This window comes from Anaerococcus sp. AGMB09787 (assembly GCF_022808955.1).
Lineage (GTDB): Bacteria > Bacillota > Clostridia > Tissierellales > Peptoniphilaceae > Anaerococcus.
Genome location: NZ_JAKZEY010000024.1, coordinates 1 through 17,847, shown reverse-complemented (window position 1 = coordinate 17,847; position 17,847 = coordinate 1). Strand labels below are relative to the sequence as shown.

The 17,847-nt window shown below is 34.8% G+C and carries 15 protein-coding genes; 11 read left to right on the top strand and 4 right to left on the bottom strand.

Annotated features, from left to right (window positions below; all coding sequences use genetic code 11):
* Window positions 1–156: 156 nt before the first annotated feature.
* From MUN42_RS06430 to MUN42_RS06395, 8 genes are all read left to right on the top strand, one after another.
* Window positions 157–879 (top strand): ABC transporter ATP-binding protein, encoded by a 723-nt coding sequence (locus tag MUN42_RS06430; protein ID WP_243343750.1) that lies wholly within the window; start codon window positions 157–159, stop codon window positions 877–879.
* A complete protein-coding gene (locus MUN42_RS06425; RefSeq protein ID WP_243343749.1) occupies window positions 872–2,518 on the top strand; it encodes a hypothetical protein in 1,647 nt (548 codons plus the stop codon). The genes MUN42_RS06430 and MUN42_RS06425 overlap by 8 nt, the downstream gene beginning before the upstream one ends.
* 69 nt (window positions 2,519–2,587) lie before the next feature.
* The gene (locus tag MUN42_RS06420; protein ID WP_243343748.1) at window positions 2,588–3,412 is read left to right on the top strand and encodes a nucleoside hydrolase; all 825 of its coding nucleotides are present in this window, start codon (window positions 2,588–2,590) and stop codon (window positions 3,410–3,412) included.
* A complete protein-coding gene (locus MUN42_RS06415; protein ID WP_243343747.1) occupies window positions 3,406–3,900 on the top strand; it encodes an aromatic acid exporter family protein in 495 nt (164 codons plus the stop codon). Before MUN42_RS06420 ends, MUN42_RS06415 begins: the two co-directional genes overlap by 7 nt.
* A 60-nt stretch (window positions 3,901–3,960) precedes the next feature.
* Window positions 3,961–4,506 carry an ECF transporter S component gene (locus tag MUN42_RS06410; RefSeq protein ID WP_243343746.1) on the top strand — a complete coding sequence of 182 codons (546 nt, stop codon included), beginning with the start codon at window positions 3,961–3,963 and terminating at the stop codon, window positions 4,504–4,506.
* 33 nt (window positions 4,507–4,539) lie between these two features.
* Window positions 4,540–5,184 carry a CpXC domain-containing protein gene (locus tag MUN42_RS06405; RefSeq protein WP_243343745.1) on the top strand — a complete coding sequence of 215 codons (645 nt, stop codon included), beginning with the start codon at window positions 4,540–4,542 and terminating at the stop codon, window positions 5,182–5,184.
* A 220-nt stretch (window positions 5,185–5,404) separates the two neighbouring features.
* A complete protein-coding gene (locus MUN42_RS06400) occupies window positions 5,405–6,718 on the top strand; it encodes a radical SAM protein (RefSeq protein WP_243343744.1) in 1,314 nt (437 codons plus the stop codon).
* On the top strand, window positions 6,708–8,123 hold the full coding sequence (locus tag MUN42_RS06395) for an aminoacyl-histidine dipeptidase (protein ID WP_243343743.1): 1,416 nt from the start codon (window positions 6,708–6,710) through the stop codon (window positions 8,121–8,123). The genes MUN42_RS06400 and MUN42_RS06395 overlap by 11 nt, the downstream gene beginning before the upstream one ends.
* 80 nt (window positions 8,124–8,203) lie before the next feature.
* On the opposite strand, the gene MUN42_RS06390 is transcribed toward MUN42_RS06395, so the two are convergent.
* From MUN42_RS06390 to MUN42_RS06375, 4 genes are all read right to left on the bottom strand, one after another.
* Window positions 8,204–9,655 carry a carbon starvation CstA family protein gene (locus tag MUN42_RS06390; protein ID WP_243343742.1) on the bottom strand — a complete coding sequence of 484 codons (1,452 nt, stop codon included), beginning with the start codon at window positions 9,653–9,655 and terminating at the stop codon, window positions 8,204–8,206.
* Between the two features lie 190 nt (window positions 9,656–9,845).
* Complete coding sequence (locus MUN42_RS06385; RefSeq protein ID WP_243343741.1) at window positions 9,846–11,585, bottom strand: phosphoenolpyruvate carboxykinase; 1,740 nt, start codon at window positions 11,583–11,585, stop codon at window positions 9,846–9,848.
* A 42-nt stretch (window positions 11,586–11,627) separates the two neighbouring features.
* Entirely contained in the window at window positions 11,628–11,948 is a 321-nt protein-coding gene (locus MUN42_RS06380; protein WP_243343740.1) for an AzlD domain-containing protein, read from the bottom strand.
* On the bottom strand, window positions 11,941–12,624 hold the full coding sequence (locus tag MUN42_RS06375) for an AzlC family ABC transporter permease (RefSeq protein ID WP_243343739.1): 684 nt from the start codon (window positions 12,622–12,624) through the stop codon (window positions 11,941–11,943). The genes MUN42_RS06380 and MUN42_RS06375 overlap by 8 nt, the downstream gene beginning before the upstream one ends.
* A gap of 124 nt (window positions 12,625–12,748) precedes the next feature.
* On the opposite strand from MUN42_RS06375, the gene MUN42_RS06370 reads away from it, so the two are divergent.
* The 3 genes from MUN42_RS06370 to MUN42_RS06360 all read left to right on the top strand — a co-directional run bounded on the left by MUN42_RS06370 (window position 12,749) and on the right by MUN42_RS06360 (window position 17,830).
* Window positions 12,749–14,122: an NAD(P)/FAD-dependent oxidoreductase gene (locus MUN42_RS06370; protein WP_243343738.1), complete on the top strand. Its 1,374-nt coding sequence runs from the start codon at window positions 12,749–12,751 to the stop codon at window positions 14,120–14,122.
* Between the two features lie 2 nt (window positions 14,123–14,124).
* A complete protein-coding gene (locus MUN42_RS06365) occupies window positions 14,125–14,946 on the top strand; it encodes an alpha/beta fold hydrolase (protein WP_243343737.1) in 822 nt (273 codons plus the stop codon).
* A gap of 1,597 nt (window positions 14,947–16,543) precedes the next feature.
* Complete coding sequence (locus MUN42_RS06360; protein WP_243343736.1) at window positions 16,544–17,830, top strand: radical SAM protein; 1,287 nt, start codon at window positions 16,544–16,546, stop codon at window positions 17,828–17,830.
* Window positions 17,831–17,847 lie beyond the last annotated feature (17 nt).

The following is a 17,847-nucleotide window of genomic DNA, read 5'->3' as shown; positions in this document are numbered from 1 at the left end:
GGGAATCTTTATTAGCATTTAATTTGCTAATTTACTAAGGGGGGGGGTAAAATGATATTATCAAATATATAGAATATTTAATACAATATTAAAATATAAACAATTGTGGTAATATTAAATTATAATAATCGCATTTGGCATTAAAGGAGGTGCTTGATGTTAGAGGTTAAAAATTTTACTAAAATCTATAATAATGGGAAAAAAGCTGTAGATGACATAAGTTTTACAGCCAATAATGGAGAAATCTTTGGCTTTTTGGGGCCCAATGGGGCAGGGAAGTCCACAACCATAAAGAGTATTGTAGGAATTAACTCAAAATCAGAAGGAGAAATTGCTATAAATGGTATGTCCCTAGAGGATGATGCTAAGAAATATAAGAGCCTTTTTTCTTATGTACCAGATAATCCAGATCTATTTGAAAATTATAGTGGAAATGAATACATAAACTTTATAGCTGATGTGTACGGGGTAGATAGTAAAACCCGTAAGGAAAGATTAGAGCATTACTTAGACTACTTCGATATAAGATCTGCTATGAATGATCAAATTTCAAGCTATTCCCATGGTATGGCTCAAAGACTTGCTATAATAGGGGCTTTGATAAATGAACCTGAAGTATTGATTTTAGATGAGCCTATGGTAGGCCTTGATGCCAAGTCTGCCTACAACCTCAAGCAAATCCTAAGACAAAGGGCAGGTGAGGGGAAGCTTGTCTTTTTCTCAACCCATGTCATGGAAGTTGCCCAAGAGTTATGTGATAGGATAGCTATCATCAACAAGGGCAAGATTATTGCCATAGGAACTTTTGAAGAAATAAAGACCAAGGTCAATAGAGAAGGATCTCTAGAAGAAATATTCTTGGAGCTTACAGATGAATAATATTTTATTGATAAGTAAATATGCCCTAAAGGAGCAATTTTTCCCCTACTACCCATCAAAGAGAACTCCAGGTATGCCAAAAAACTACCTGGCAAGGATAGTCGTTTTTATTTTAACCTATCTTGGCTTAGGATATTTATTTTCGGCAATATCCATCGTTACAGCTAAGGTTTTTATTGACCTTGGCCTTGACTATATGTACTTTACCATATTTGCTATGATGGTTACTGTGATGATATTGACCATCTACCTGGCAACGATTATGGCTGGGATATTTTCGGAGAAGGCCATATCAAACTACCAAACCCTACCTATAAAGGAAGAAGAACTTTTTGTAGGAAAGATAATCGGAGGCTGTATGTCCTTTGTGGATTATTTCCTCTTCTTTATCCTAATTTATGTAATCTATGATAGGGTAGGAGGCTTTGATTTACTTGGCTTTGCCCTAGGCCTAGTCAACTTCTTGCCAATGGTAGTCATACCCTATACTCTTGTGGCTCTTTTAATAATGCTTATTAAGAGGTTTTCTAATATCAACTCCCACAAGAAGTTATTTAAAAACCTAGGCTATGGTGTGATGTTTGTAATATTGGGCTTTATCTATTACTTTGCCTTTTCGCAAAATGCATCGGGGGCAAATATTTCTAAGGCCCTTAATGATGTCTTTGTCGAGGGAAGCCTAGTATCAAACATCTTCTTTAATGCTAAACTCTTTGGCTTGTCTATAACAGGCTCAATTGGAAGGAGGCTTATAGCAAGTCTCATCCTTTATGCTATAAGTGGTGGACTTTTGGTCCTATCCTACAAGCTAGCTGACAAAAATTATTATAGGTCAGTATTTGGTAAGGCAGTTAAGAATGAGAAAGAAGTCAAGAAGTCTTCTACTAAGGTAAAAAATGTTAGCTTAAACCAATCAAGTCAGTTTAAGGCCCTAGTTAAAAGAGACCTCAAGGTTTTAATGAATGATGTAATGTTCCTCTATTCACCTATGTTAATGGCTCTAATCTTTGGTATAATAACTATCACAACTGGTAGAAATAATATCGAAGAATTTAACCTTGCATCTCCTTATAGCAAGTGGGTGATCCTTGCAGGTGGCTACTCTATAGGATTTTTGATTTGGAGTAATGGAGGTATTGCCCAAAACGCCCTATCTCGAGAGGGAAAGAGCTTCTATCTAATCCAAACCCTACCAATCGATCCCCATAGCCATATGCTAGCAAGACTAAGTTCAGCAAGCCTAATCGCTACTGGGATAAACCTCGTTTTGGCTGTCGTTGTAGGTCTAGTTCTAAAATTTGGTCTAGTAAATATACTAGCGGGCTTTGTTGGTCTATCCTTGGGAGCCTTGCTTTCTAATATAATAGGAGTATTCCTATCTACTGTGGGAATTAATATATCTTGGACTAATCCAAAAGATCTTATTAACAATGGTGGCTTCAGGGTCTTTGGTTACTACCTACTAAGCCTCTTATTCGTATTTTTAAATGTGGGTATAGGAATATTCGTAATGATGATGTCAGGTGGGACTATGCCTTATCTTGCAATAGGCCTACCAGTCTTACTAAATATCATAATAGCCTTGGTTTTCTATCTCTTGGCAAAGAAAAGATACACAAGGGGCTTTATGGACATATAAATATAATGAGAAGCAGCTTTGAAAAAAGCTGTTTTTTTAGTATAATAAGGCTCAGAAATGGGAGGTAATATGGAAAAGGAAAAACCATTTATTTATATAGATACAAATTTTTCTTATGATGAGGCACTTATGCTTGATATGGCCTTTAGGTCATTTTCTTTTGAAATTGTTGGTATATCTACTGTTGGATCTAAGATGAGTGCCAAGGCAGCAGGGGAGAATATCCTGGGCCTTAATGAGAAGTATGACTTATTCTTGCCAATAATAGCTGGCAATTATGAGAGCATCAAGGGAAAATCTTTGACAGATAAGGATGATAGGGTCTTTTTTGAGGCAAGGAAGGACTACCTGGAGGATATCCCTGTAGAAGATGGCCTCTATGAGATAGCTTCTGACTGTGGAGCCTTGGATATCCTTACAACAGGTCCACTTACAAACATAGCCAAGGCCCTCCAAAAACACGAAGATTTGGAAAATTATATTTCACATATCTTTATAAGTGGGGGTTCTATTAGGGATATAGAGGAGAACTTTAGGAAGGATCCAGAGGCCATAGATATTATTTTGAATACTTCGATTGATTTATTTATCCTACCCCAAGAAATAGGAGAAGAGATAGATATTTCAAAGGCCATCGATGGAGAAGCAGGGAATGATGAGATTATCAAAGCAATAGAAGAACTTGATAAGGATAAGAGCCTCGTTAGGGCCTCCCTCCTCCTTTACCTTATGGAAAGCCCAGAGGCCTTTATCTTTGATGAGGCTGGCTTCAAGGTAGACAAAGAAGAAGATAGAGGTAGACTCCTTAGAAGTACAAGTAGGAAGAAAAATTACTTGGTAAATAGGGTAAATGAGGAGAGTTTCCTCACTTATGTAAGGGCTAAGCTATGTTAATCAAAAAGCCTGGTCTTAGGATAATCAAGACTTGGATAGCAGTTTTTATATCAATGGTGATATCGGTTATGAGGTTTGGATCAGGTCTTAGCTTTTATTCTGCCATAGCCGCTATTATTTGTATGGATACCAATGTTGAAGGAACCTACACCAAGGGGATTAATAGGATCAAGGGGAGCATAATCGGTGGACTTTTGGCTCTTGCCTACCTATTTTTCTTGGGAAGGTTTCAAGATGGGCAAATACTCAATCTTTTTCTATTGTCTGTCTTTGTCTTTATCTTGATCTGGGCCCTTTCCATCTTGGGGTTAAATGGAGCCATAAGCATAGCCTGCATAGTCTTTCTTTCTGTTACCCTTAACCATGGTCATGACCCCGGAGGACTTCCTCTAGACTTTGCTATTAATAGGATTATAGATACATTGATTGGAGTAATTACTGCGATTTTTGTAAACTGGTTTGATTTTAAGTTAAGAAAAAAGCTTTAATATAGACTTTAATATAATATATATATTGTGTTATACTTAAAAGTAAGATAGGAGGAATTTATGAAGAAAACTTTTGATACAAGAAAAATGATTTTTGTGGCTTTATTTATTGCCCTAGTCTATATATTTTCAAGGTTTTTCCAAATACCTATTATGACACCCTTTGGACAAACTAGGTTTCATTTGGGAAATGTATTTTGCTTGTTAGCTGGAATACTTATGGGGCCTGTAGCTGGTGGGCTTGCTGGAGGGATAGGATCTGCGCTATTTGACCTTTTTGATCCAGTATATTTTACATCAGCACCTATAACCTTTGTAACTAAGTTTGCTATGGGCTTTGTAGCAGGTTTTATTTTTGCTAGGGGCAAGAAGGCCTTCAGCAAGAAAAGACTAGTCATTGCAAATATTTGTGGCCAACTTACATACGTTGTACTCTACATGGTCCAAACATTTATCAAGAATAAATTTATCCTGGGCTTTACAATGGAAGCGACAATGGCTGAGCTCATACCAAAGCTCGGAGTTAGCCTAATAAATGCGACAATTTCTGTAATCATAGCTAGTATTCTGGCTATACCACTACTTAAGTCGATTAAATTTGATTAATAAGGTTTTACTTACTAGAGAAAAGAGGTTGTTATGGAAAAAAGATTAAATAAATTCAAACTAAGATGTCCACAGTGTGGAGATAATTTTGAGGCTGAACTAAATACTGCAGTCTTTTCAGAGGGAGATGAGAGAAGGGATATCCTAGAAGAGAGTTTTGCAAGGGTTACTTGTCCTTCTTGTGGACACACCTTTAGGGCTAACTATACCTTCGCCTATACTGATGATGATATCAAATTCATGATAATAAATGATCCGAAATTTGTCGACCTCCAATATAGACTAGCCTTCCTATCATCCCTAAAGCTTCTAGATAAAAAGAGGAAGGATGAGGCTTATAACTTTGTAATAAGGATGTCCAAGAGTCTGGCAGAAGTTAAGGAAAAGATAATAATCTTTGAATCGTTCCTATCTGATAAGGCAATCGAACTAATGAAATACATCATATTAGAATCAGACCAATTTGACCTAGCCTATGATGATGTGGCAAGCTTTACCTACGAAGATGACGGTAACTTCAAAATCATAAGCAAAGACGGTAGGGTTATGAAACTTAGATTCATAAAAGAAATCTACGATAAGGTCCTAAAACAATACGAAAAATACTTCAAAGAAACCGAAGGCCAAATGATAGATAGAAACTGGGCCTACGAATTCTTGAAAAAAATCAAAAACTAAAAGCCCAAGTAAAAAAAAAGAGCCTTGGAAAAATTGGGGTTAGGTGGAGGAGGCTAGCCTATCGGATCGTGGAAGCCACTCTGGCTCAGTGAGCAAGCTCGCCGACTCGTGGAGATAAGTCTTGCTCTTATCGACTTCCTTCCTCAAATCTTCCCCATTTCCAAGAGGCCTAGGCCTATTGCCTTTGCCAGGGGTCTTTTTTTATTGGTATGATATTCTTATGAAATTTTATGTAGAAGATAGAAAAAATCAGAAAAAAGTTTATGACATTTTAAATATATTTTTTGACCATGAGGAGATAATTTATGACGAGGAGGCTGACCTTAGAATCCTAGAGGACAGGATTACTTATGGGGGCAAGGATATTACTTATGATAAAAGAGACCTTAAGAAAGATCTCTATGACCTTTTTGTTAATCTAACAGGCTATGAGTCCCCACGGGGTTACCTCACTGGATCCAAGCCATCAAAGCTCCTAAAACAAATGAACCTAGGAGAGATAAAAGAAAAGTATAGGCTAAGTGATAGGAAGATTAAATTGCTAGGCGAAGTAAGGGAAGAGCAAGGAAAGTTAGCTTTCAATAGTGAAGATTTTTCTATCTATATCAACATCCCTTTTTGCCCAACAAGGTGCGATTATTGCTCATATCCAACCCTAGTAGGAGCTAACCATGACAAGGGAGAATACATCGATAAGCTAATCTATGAGATGGAAAATATAGATCTACCAAGAGAGCTTGATGCCATCTATATAGGTGGAGGGACTCCCTCCTACCTCAAGGCAAACGACCTATCAAGGCTATTGGATGCTATCAATAAACGCTTTACCTACAAGGAATTTACCTTCGAAGCAGGGAGGGAGGATACCTTGGATAGGAAAAAAATAGAGATCTTAAAAGAATCTGGAGTTCAAAGGATATCTCTAAACCCTCAGACCTTTAATACTGACATTGCAAAAATGGCAGGTAGGCCTTACAACTTAGACCATTTCCTAAAAATTTATGAAAAGGCATATGACCTTGGCTTTATAATAAATACCGACTTTATAGTAGGGTTAGTAGGAGAGGATAGCGAACTCTTTAAGAAGAATTTTGAAATCCTAAAAAGGCTAAGACCCCACAACCTTACCTTCCATACCCTAAGTATTAAGGTAGGTAGCAAGTACTTCGAAAGGTCTCAGAGGTCAAAATCCATAAATCCTAAAGTAATAAGCCAAGCCATAGAGAACTTTACTAAGAGTCAGGCCTACAAGCCCTACTACCTCTACAGGCAAAAAAATATCATCAGCAACCTCGAAAACATTGGTTACCATAGGAACGATACCCCTCAAAGGTACAATATGATAATCAATGACGAGCTTGAAAATGTTATAGGCCTTGGTATGAATGCCAACTCCAAGCTAATGGATGGTACAAAGTACCGAAATGCCAGGAATTTGAGGGATTATTACGAAAAATTAGATGAAGAAATCGATAGTAAAAATAATATTATAAATGGGTATAGTAGAAGTATTAGGAGGAATTATGGAAATTAAAAACTTAGAACCTAAAGAAGTATTTTCTCACTTTTATGACATTAGTCAAATACCTAGAGAATCAGGAAATGAAAAAGGAGTTTCAGATTTTTTAGTAAAATTTGCTAAAGATAGAAACTTAGAAGTAAACCAAGACGAAGCTCTAAACGTTGTTATCAAGAAGCCTGCTAGCAAGGGCTACGAAGATAGGCCAACAGTTGCCCTCCAAGGCCACATGGATATGGTAGCAGTTAAAGTTGATGGAAGTGACCATGACTTTAAAAAAGATCCAATAGAGCTTATGGTAGAAGGAGACTACCTAACAGCCAATGGAACAACCCTTGGAGCTGATGATGGGATTGGTGTTGCCTTTATAATGGCAATCCTTGACAATGATGAACTTGAACATGGCCCAATTGAAGCAGTAATTACGACATCTGAAGAAACATCTATGCTAGGAGCCAATGCCCTAGACCTATCCCAATTAGATGCTAAGTACCTAATAAACATTGACTCGGAAGAAGAAGGCATCCTAACCATAGGTTGTGCAGGTGGACTTGACCTAGAAGTAAGCTTTGCCAAGGAATATGAACAAGCCCAAGGCGACTTTATAGAAATTGACATCAAAGGATTCTTGGGTGGTCACTCTGGAATGGAAATCGATAAGTTTAGACTAAACGCTATCAAAATATTAGCAAGACTCCTTCACAAGCTAGGAAATGTTCAAATCGCTGAAATTAAGGGTGGAGTTAAGAGAAATGCCATCCCTACAACAGCAAATGCTATAGTAGCAGTAGAAGATAGGGACCAAGCTATAAAGACAATAAAAGAAGAAATAGCAGACATCCTAAATGAATACAAGGATACAGATCCAAACGGCACAATCGAAGTAAGAGAAGCAAGCTTTGATGGACAAGTAATAAGCAAGGAAGTATCAGAGAAAATAATCTCAACCCTCTACGTAATGCCTGATGGTCTCTACAAAAAATACCAAAACAACATAGTAACTTCATCCAACCTAGGAATTCTAGAAAATAGAGAAGATGAAGTGATGTATAACATCATGATAAGATCAGAAGTAGACTCAGCCAAATTTGATAGGGCAGAGATTGACAAAGAAATCGTAAGCAGATTTGGTGGAACCTATGAAGTAAAGGGAGAATATTCAGGATGGCAAAGAGAAGAAACAGACCTAATCGACCTTGCTAAAGAAACTTGGAAAGAAGTAAGAGGAAATGACATGGAAGTATCAACTACCCATGGTGGCCTAGAATGTGGACTATTCAAAAAAGAAATCCCACATGTAGGAATGATCTCCTTCGGTCCAGAAATCCAAGGCGCTCACAGCCCAGAAGAAAAAGTAAACATAGAATCCGTACAAGGTAACTACAAATTCTTGGTAGAACTACTAAAGAAAATAAAATAATATCATTGCACAGGATAGAGTCTCCTGTGCTTTTTTGTAGGAAAAAAGCAGCCTTAAGGCTGCTTTAACTTTATAAATTATTACTCAAAGACTATCTTGTCAATTTTTGTCTTTCTCTTTTTAGATACTTGTACTACAAATATTGCATAGAGGATAGCAAATATTGCACCTATTACATAACCTGCTGTTGTGCTTAGTTTAAATCCTATATCAGCTGAGCTTATGAAGGCAGCTACTATGAATGAGTAGAAGATTCCTGGGATAAGGGTCATTAGATATAGTTTCTTCTTTGTGATTAGGTAGCTTGTTGCTACACCTAGGGCAAAGATTGCTACTAGTTGGTTTGTAAATCCGAAGTATCTCCATAGGATGTTAAATCCGTTAGGGTTAGATTTTGCAAAGTATAGGATTGCAATTGCTGGGATAAATAGGACTGCAGCTACAGTAGCTCTCTTCTTAGAAGATCTTTGGTCAATGTTTAGCTCTTCTGCAACGATAAGTCTTAGAGATCTAAATGATGTATCTCCACTTGTTATAGGGAGGACGATTACACCGATTATTGCAAGGTAACCACCGATTGTACCCATGAAGTTTTTAGAAATTTGTCCAACCATCAAGGTACCTGGGGTATCTAGGCCAGCAGCTCCTGTTGAGAATAGAATTATGGCTCCTGCAGCCCAAATCATAGCTATAAATCCTTCAGTAATCATTGTTGAGTAGAAGGTTCTAATTCCCTCTCTTTCGTCTCCAACTGTTCTAGAAACAAGTGTTACTTGAGATCCGTGGAAACCTGATAGGATACCACAAGCTACAGTTATGAAGAATGATGGGATGAATTTTTGTCCTGTTGGGTGGTCATATAGGAGACCGTATCCTTCAAATTGTAGGTGAGGAAGTCCCTTGAATAGGATGCCTATAAATACTCCGAATGATGAAATAAGGAGGAAGGCACCAAAAATAGGATAAATCTTTCCTATAACTTTATCAATTGGAAGAATTGTTGAAAGGATATAATAAACGAAAATTACAGCGTAGATTATCCAAATAATGTTTGAGTTTGGATCAAGTCCAAGGATATCGTTAGCTATCAAATCTCCAGGGGTGTAAACAAATACTGTACCAGTAAGTAGTAATAATATTGCAATGATTATATTGTAAACTCTTCTAGTATTTGTTCCTAAGTATTTACCAACAAGTTTTGGAACTTGGCTACCGCCATTTCTCATGGAGATCATTCCTGTAAAATAATCGTGAACTGCACCAGCGAATACACATCCTAGAGGAATAGCTAGGAAGGCAATTGGGCCAAATAAAATACCTTGGATAGGTCCGAGTATTGGTCCAGTACCTGCAATATTAAGTAAGTTAATAAGCCAGTTTTTGTTCTTGTTCATTGTAACATAATCTATACCGTCTGCTTTTTTAACTGCTGGAGTTTCTCTATCATCAGGGCCGAATTGTTTTTCGACAATCTTTGAATAGAAGAATCCGCCAGCAAAGAGGATGACGAGTCCTATAAAAAATAATACCATAAAACCTCCTATTAGTTTTCTTGTATAATTTAATTATAAAACATTTTCATAATTTTTTCAAATGGATGTACTTGATTTTTGATACCACTATGATTGATAAATTTTACCAAGTCATTTGGAATTTTTGAGAAAATTCTATAGTACAGGTAGTTTTTACAAGAAAAATCCCAGGGACTAACCTGGGATAAATTTAAAGTTCTTTTATTATTTCAAATAGTTCTCTAGCAGATTTTAATGGGCCATCGTTCTCCATTCCTTCTATCCCTAGTTGGGTTCTGATTGTACCAACTCTGATATTGTTGGCAAAGAGCCTTGTAAAATATTTCTCGATTAGCTCATCACATTTCTCTTGCTTTTGGTAAGGACCGAATGGATTTGCAAAGTAGGATTTAACAAGGCCTTCTTCGGTGGTAGTTCCTTTGGCAAGCCTTGCCCCGTCCTTGAAAACTTGGATGGCATGCTCCTTATCATCAAAAAATCTTATGGATTTCTCATTATCATCTAGTTTGTCGTAGTTGTTAGCATATAGGAAGAAGTCTACTTTGTAGCCTTCCATTATATCATCGTAGCTTGCGACTGGCATTATTAATCTTGCATTTATCTTGTCAGGGTTCATAAAGATTGACCTATCTATTTGCTTGAAGGCATAGCCACTATCTAGGTCATCAAGTCTAACAAAGGCACCAGTTTCGCTTCCATATGCCTTTACCTCTCCGTCTTCTATCCTAAAGGAGCCCATATCATCAAAGATTATAGTCATATATCTAATGTATTCTTTGGCTAGGCTTCTAAAGGCTTCTATGGATTCGCTCTTACCAGCTCCACTATCACCTAAGATTACTATATTCGCACTCTTTCCGTTGTGGAGAACTACATTTACTCCAGCTCCGTGGATAGGTAGGTATCCCTTCTTCATTGAGATTATGTTGTTTAAGGTTAGACACATTTTTTTTAGGTAGCCGAAGTAATCTTTTTTCTCAGCATAGTTACAATAACCGATTATTAGGTTGTTTTTCTTATCTTCATAGAAGACATCTCTATCATTATCATCTTTTACTCCAAAGATATAAATGGCATCAGGCTTATTATTTAGAACTTCTTCTTCATCGGCTAGTTCAAAGAGGTTTGATGCAGAAATACCATGGGTCATGTAGTCTATGTGGAAGTAAACATAGACTAAATTATCAGCGACCTTAGCTGGGTAGCAGAGGAATTCGTGTGGGTTTATTTCCAAGTCTGTAAGTGGATTCTCATAAACTTCTTTGAAAAATCCATCCCTTTTATTGGATTTGGTGTAAGTTATATAAGGAGTTTCAATCATAACCTTGGTTATAAAAGGTATATTGTTTAGGAAGTCAAGGTAGTCTGGATATGCTATTTTAGATTTTCTAATTATAACTGAGGCATTTGCCCCAGCAGGCACTTGCCTAAAGACCTTTGGAGAAAATCCACTTATTGAAACTTGGATTTTCCTATAGATATCTAGGATTAGTTCCTTGAGCTTGATATTAGCTTCCAAAAAGTTTTGGACTTCGAGTCCTGCTTCTGATGAAGATTTCTCGATTATAGAATATCTCTCGAGCTTTCTCCAGTAGTTGTAAATATCTTCTACGACCCTCAATAAATTATCTCTTTGCTCATTAAGTTTGTAATATTTATTAATCTTATCACTAGCCTCATCTAGGCTCATTACTGTGAGGATCTTGATTATATCCCTGAGTTCTGAAGCAAGTTTATCTATATCAGATGATATAAAAAATTTTTCTAGGTAAGAGTAAACTCTGGTATTACCTTCCTTGTGGAATCTGACAAAAGAGCTTAGAACTTCATAAAATCCTTCAGATCTCAATAGCTCTTCAGAGCTTGAAAAAAAGGCCTTGGAAAAGTTTAGAACGGCTTTGTTGTTTGATATGGTTATTTCTTTATTCATTATTATTCTCTCCTATGTATTTTATTTAATTTTACCTTTTTTTTAAACAAAGGCTATTTGAACAAGGAACATATAGGTCAAAGTGCCAAAGCCAATACTAAGAGCAAGTTTTTTAAATTTAACATGGAGAATAATTACTACCAGACTTGCTATCAGCTCAGAGAGACCATAAGGATAAATAAAGACATTTACCTCTTTTAGGGCAAAGACAACTAGCAAGGGCATGAGGGCAAAGGGCAAGTACCTACCAAAATAGACAATAATATCTGGAAGGTTCTTTTTGCTAAAAAACAAAAATGGAATTGACCTAATCAAAAAGGTTGTTATGGTCGCTACTGCAATTATTCCTAACATATTATTCATTATAATCCTCCACCTTTCCCCTAAATCCTATCAGGGATAAAACGATCAAAAGTAGGGCTGGTATCATAAAATTATCCTTACCAAAAAGTATAAGGGCAAGAGTTGATAGGGAAATACCAATAAAAAATGGCCTGTGGTTTTTGGTAGATGAAAATTGTTCTACCAATAAGACTAAGAAGAGTGCTGTAAGAACAAAGTCAAGACCTGCACTATTAAAGCTAATCATATCACCAAGTAAGCCTCCTAGGTAGGATGCTAGTGCCCGAACTCCATAATTAATCAGACCAATGGCAAAGTAAAAGTCACTATCATCTACATCTTCTGGTGGCTTAATAGATGTATCTAGGGCGAAAGTTTCATCTGATAGGGTCAAGATAAATAAAAACTTTGACCTTGAATTCTTGTACTCCTTAAGGAGGGATACCCCATAAAACATCATCCTGAAATTGACAGAAAGAGTTAGGATTGCAATGCCAAGGAGGCTAATATCAGTTTTTAGTAGGGGAATAAGGACAAATTGCATACTACCAGCGTAAACTGTAAGCGAAAGGATTGGTGCCAATATAGCACTAAATCCCTGCTGGCTTAACATAATTCCAAAGGCAAGACCTAAGAAGGTATAACCTATTATAACAGGAATAGTATAAGGAAATGCTTTTTTTAATGCTTCTTTCATGATATCTCCTTCAATAATATTAAATCTATTTTAGCATAAGATTGTTAAATTTAAAATAATAGTTTTAATAATTGCTTAAAACTTGTATAGTATAACAGGTTAATTATAAAAAGGAGTGTTTTTGATGAAAGACTATGATGTTGTAGTAGTAGGCGCAGGAGCTAGTGGGGCTTTTTTGGCTTATGAACTTACTAAACTAAAGACAAATAAGAAAGTTTTGATTTTAGATGCTGGAAGAAAGGTAGAAAATAGGCTTTGCCCAATATCTACTGGAAAGGTCGACCACTGTATAAGCTGTAAGCCTTGTAATATCATGTATGGCTTTGGTGGAGCAGGTACCCTATCTGACGGTAAATACAATATAACAACTAATTTTGGTGGAGACCTTCACGAATATATCGGGGAAGATAAGGCAATGGAGCTTATGGAATATGTGGATGATGTCCTCATGAAATTTGATGGGGGAGGTGACCTAGAACTATTTTCTACAGATAAAAATGACCTAAAGACAAAATGTCTAAGGTATGATCTCCACCTCTTGGATGCCAAGGTTCGTCACTTTGGAACTGATAGGAACAAAATAATTCTCCAAAAAATCTTTGACTATGTAAAGGGTACTATAGACTTCTCTTTCAGTACCCTAGTCAAGGATGTAAACTATGAGGATGATCATTACCTAATATCTACAGATAAGGAAGTCTATAGGGCAAAACACCTAGTCCTTGCTGCAGGAAGGTCTGGCTCTAAGTGGATAGCAGATATCTGCAATAAGTTTGATGTAGGTCTTAAGTCCAACAGGGTCGATATTGGAGTTCGTGTAGAAGTCCCTGCCGAAGTCTTCAAGCACATAACTGATGAAGTCTATGAGGCAAAGATAATGTATCAAACCAAGCAATACAATGATGTTGTAAGGACATTCTGCATGAACCCTTATGGTCAAGTTGTAACTGAAAATACCAATGGAATTTTGACAGTAAATGGTCATTCATTTACAGATCCAAAGCTTCAAAGCGAAAATACCAACTTCGCTCTCTTGGTAACCAATAGATTTACAGAACCATTTAAAAACTCAAATGAATATGGGGAATCTATAGCCAAACTATCCAATATGCTGGGTGGGGGAGTCTTGATGCAAAGATTCGGAGACCTAGTCAAAGGTCGTAGGTCATCAGAAAGAAGGATGAAGAAGTCCTTTACCAAGCCAACCCTCAATGCAACTGCAGGAGACCTATCTCTAGTAATGCCAAAGAGGCAATTAGATGATATAATCGAGATGATTTACCAATTAGATAAGATTGCACCTGGCATGGGAAATGACGATACCTTGCTATACGGTATAGAGGTTAAGTTCTACAACTCCGTAGTCGATGTTGATGAGAAATTTGAAACATCCCAAAATAGACTCTACTGCCTAGGTGATGGATCAGGAGTTACTCACAGCCTATCCCAAGCATCTGCTTCTGGAGTTGAGATGGCGAGAATTTTAAACGAGCTATAAAGATGAAATATATCTACAAGGAATTAAGTAAAAAAGATCAAACTATACTAAGGGGTGTTATCAATACCCCTGATGACTTTGACAAGTACAAAAAATACCCAACAGCTATCTTCTACCATGGCTTTGGTGGGGATAGGAATGGCAATACCTTCTTTAGGGTTACTAATGCAAGATACCTCACAGATAGGGGCTATGTTGTAGTAAGGTTTGACTTCTCGGGAACGAATGAATCAGACGGAAGCTTCTATGATATGACAGTATCTAGGGAAGAAGAGGAAGCCCTCCTAATCTACGAGTTCGTCAAAATTCAATCCTTTGTAGACAAGGAAAGAATCTACTTAATGGGTCATTCCCTAGGTGGAGTTATAGCTTGCCTTATAGGTCATAAGGTCAACCCCTACAAGATTTGCCTCCTAGCTCCAGCTAGCGATATGAATAACAAGGACTACCTAAAGGTAATGTTTGAATCTATATATAAAGGAAAAATTCAAGGAGAGGTCAAAGAAGACGCCATAGACCTAAGCTTCGATGAGTTAGTAAGAGATGTTGAGGATATCGATATAGGTGGTATAAGACTTAATAAGAAATTCTTAGAGGATTTCTTAAAAAAAGACATCTACAAGGAAGCGTCAAAATATAAGGGAGAAGTCCTAATCATAAGAGGAGATAGAGATGAACTAGTCTTTAGGGATTCCAATATCAAGCTTACTGAGTCTTACCCTAATGCTAAGTATGTAGAAATTTCTGACACCAACCATGATTTTACAGATGAAAATATAAGACAAGAGGTCTTTAAAATCATGTATGAATTTTTTGAAGAATAATTTTGAGCTGACCCCATAAAGTTGTTTCTACACTAGAGTTGGAAATATCTCTAGCTCTAGTGTTTATTTCTCCTACCTATAGGGCAGGATTTTTTATGTTCCGTCTTTTTCTATATTCTACAGATAGGTATCCTACGTTTTATTTTTTTCTTGTAATACTTAATATATTTTTCAATTCTTTATTTTGTTTTTCGTATGAATAGTAATTTACTCACTTATATATCTCTTGTTTTAACATTTCAAATAAGCTTTATATATACCTATCTATATTCGCTCTCTTTAAGCGTTTTTGTAAATAGATAGTGTAGATTTTAGAAGATTATAATAATTTAACAAGTCTTTTAGTTTGTATTTCTTTCTTAAACTGAGATTATGTCAGAAATTGCATTAATCATGTATATATCATTTGAGACAATTCTATATTTTTTTATTGTGCTTGCTTTAGTGAATCGTTCTCTAAATTAGTTAAGTTTACTGATGAATATTTTTTAGTATCTTTTGAAATTGTAAGTAACTTTGAGATTTTTGAATGTCTTCCACTCTTTTTAGATTTAGTACTTAATTAACTTTTTTCTAAATTATTTTACCATCTCAAAATTATTGATAGATTATTGATTTTAAGTTCATTAGCTAAGCTTTGATATGCATTAACCAATTTTAAAATGATACTCTTGTGTGAGAGATTATATATTTTTGTTAATTGACAAAATTAATTTTGAATTATGTATTATATTTTGCAGTTTAAAAGCTTAGATTCTTAAGGTAGTTTTGGGTTTAACTTTTTAGGGTTAGTTCACTTTTAGAGTCAGTTTAAAATATTGAGAATTTTACTTTTTATCTATTCTAATGAAACTAAAATCTTTTGGACTAATTATTAAAGCCTTTAATTCTCTACAATCAAATCTTCTAATTGAGACCTTATATATTAACAGTTTCAGGGTAATTTTCTATTAAAGACTTAGCAGCATCCATTGTAAGCTTATTTTCATAAAGAGCATCCTCTAGTTTCCTTATTAACTTTTTATTTGATTATTTTTAGATTTTCTTTGGTCAAAATATCCAAGATGCATATTATGATCGCATATATAATCTAAACACTTGTGTAATTTTACTCATCTCTTCCATATAATTTAACCTATAGCTAGAATCATCCAAGTTAATAGAAGTATAGGCAAAGGGCTAAAAAGCTGGTCTCAAAATAAGATGAAGATGTGAATTAGCTGCGGTATAAACGTTTTCACTTTCCGAAGAGTCAGGATGATATTCCTAATTCCATCGGTCAAATGAAACACTAGCACTTAGAGATTGGATGTTGCAGTATATAAATATCATATCTTTAAATTCGCTCGATATAATGAGAGATATCAATAATAAAAAAACGATAATGTAACTATTGAAACTTGAAGTTTAATGTGGTAAAATAGCAAAAAAAAAGGAGGTATTTATGAAAGAAACTATAGTTTTTGAATTCAATAATGAAAAAAAGCAGTTTGTTGGAAGATGTTTCTCAGTTATAACAATTAACGTTAAGTAATTATAAAGTGCGATAGAGTTTAGTAGATTATATACTACTCTATTGCACTTAAATGGAGTAAAAATGTTATCAAAATATGTTTTAGAAGCAGATAGTTACGATAATAAATTTAAACTTTTATATAATACAAAGAATGATTATTTTATAAGATATAGAAAAAAAGATTTTTCTTCATTTGAAGATTTATGCTCATATAACGAAGTAGAATCTTTCTTTAGAGAAAAAAGTTTTTTTGCAAGTGATAACGAGATATTCGAAATTAAAAAATTGCAAAATCAAATAAAAAATTCTAATGATACTCTGATGATAATTGTGAAATTGACAAGTCAATGTAATTTTAGATGTAATTATTGTTATGAGAAATTTTCTGATAAAAAAATTGAAAGAAATGATTACATTAGGTTACTTAAATTTATAAGCAATCAAATAGAAAAAAATAATTTTAAAACAATTATTATAAATTGGTTTGGAGGAGAACCACTTTTAAATATTGATGCAATATTATATTTAACACCAAGAATACAAGAATTATGTGAGAAAAATAATATCTATTATTTGGCTAGTATAACTACAAATGGATATCTATTAGATAAAGATATTTTTTCAAAACTATATAAAAGCAATGTTAAATCATATCAAATTACTATAGATGGGTTTGAGACAATTCATAACAAACAAAGAATTTTGTTAAATGGAAAGGGCTCATTTAATAAAATAATAAAAAATATAGAAGATATTCAAACTAATTTTGGGTGTTACAATGATTTTGGAATTGTTATTAGAATGAATTTGACTAGAGAAATTGTAAATAATATTTACAATGTAGAAAGATGGTTAAATAGATTAAAGCAAAATAGTAATATTTATCTTGACTTTAATTCTGTAGTCGATTTTAAAACATTATCTCATCAAATATCTGATATTGAAATACTTAATTTTATTAAAAATTTCATTGGCAAAGGATATAGAATAGCTAATTTAAGAAGCTATTTATCTATTTATGATAGTCTTTGCTTTGCGGCAAAGGATAATCACTATGTTGTTAATACAGATTTCAGAGTATCAAAATGTACAGTAATAGAAAACGATGAATCTTATATTGGATACATTGATAAAAAAGGTGATTTTATAAAATCGGATTATTTCGATATATGGAATAAGTGTTACATTAAGAAAGAATGTAAAGAATGTTTAAATTGGGCATATTGTAACGGAGGAGCATGTCAGTTGTTTTCGAAGAAGTATAAAGAGCCTCGATGTTGTAAATTTTATAAGAATGAAAAAGAATTATTAAAACTAATGGATTTATCAAAAGATTATGATCTAACCTTGGAGAAAAAATTATGTTAAAAAACTTTAGTAAGATC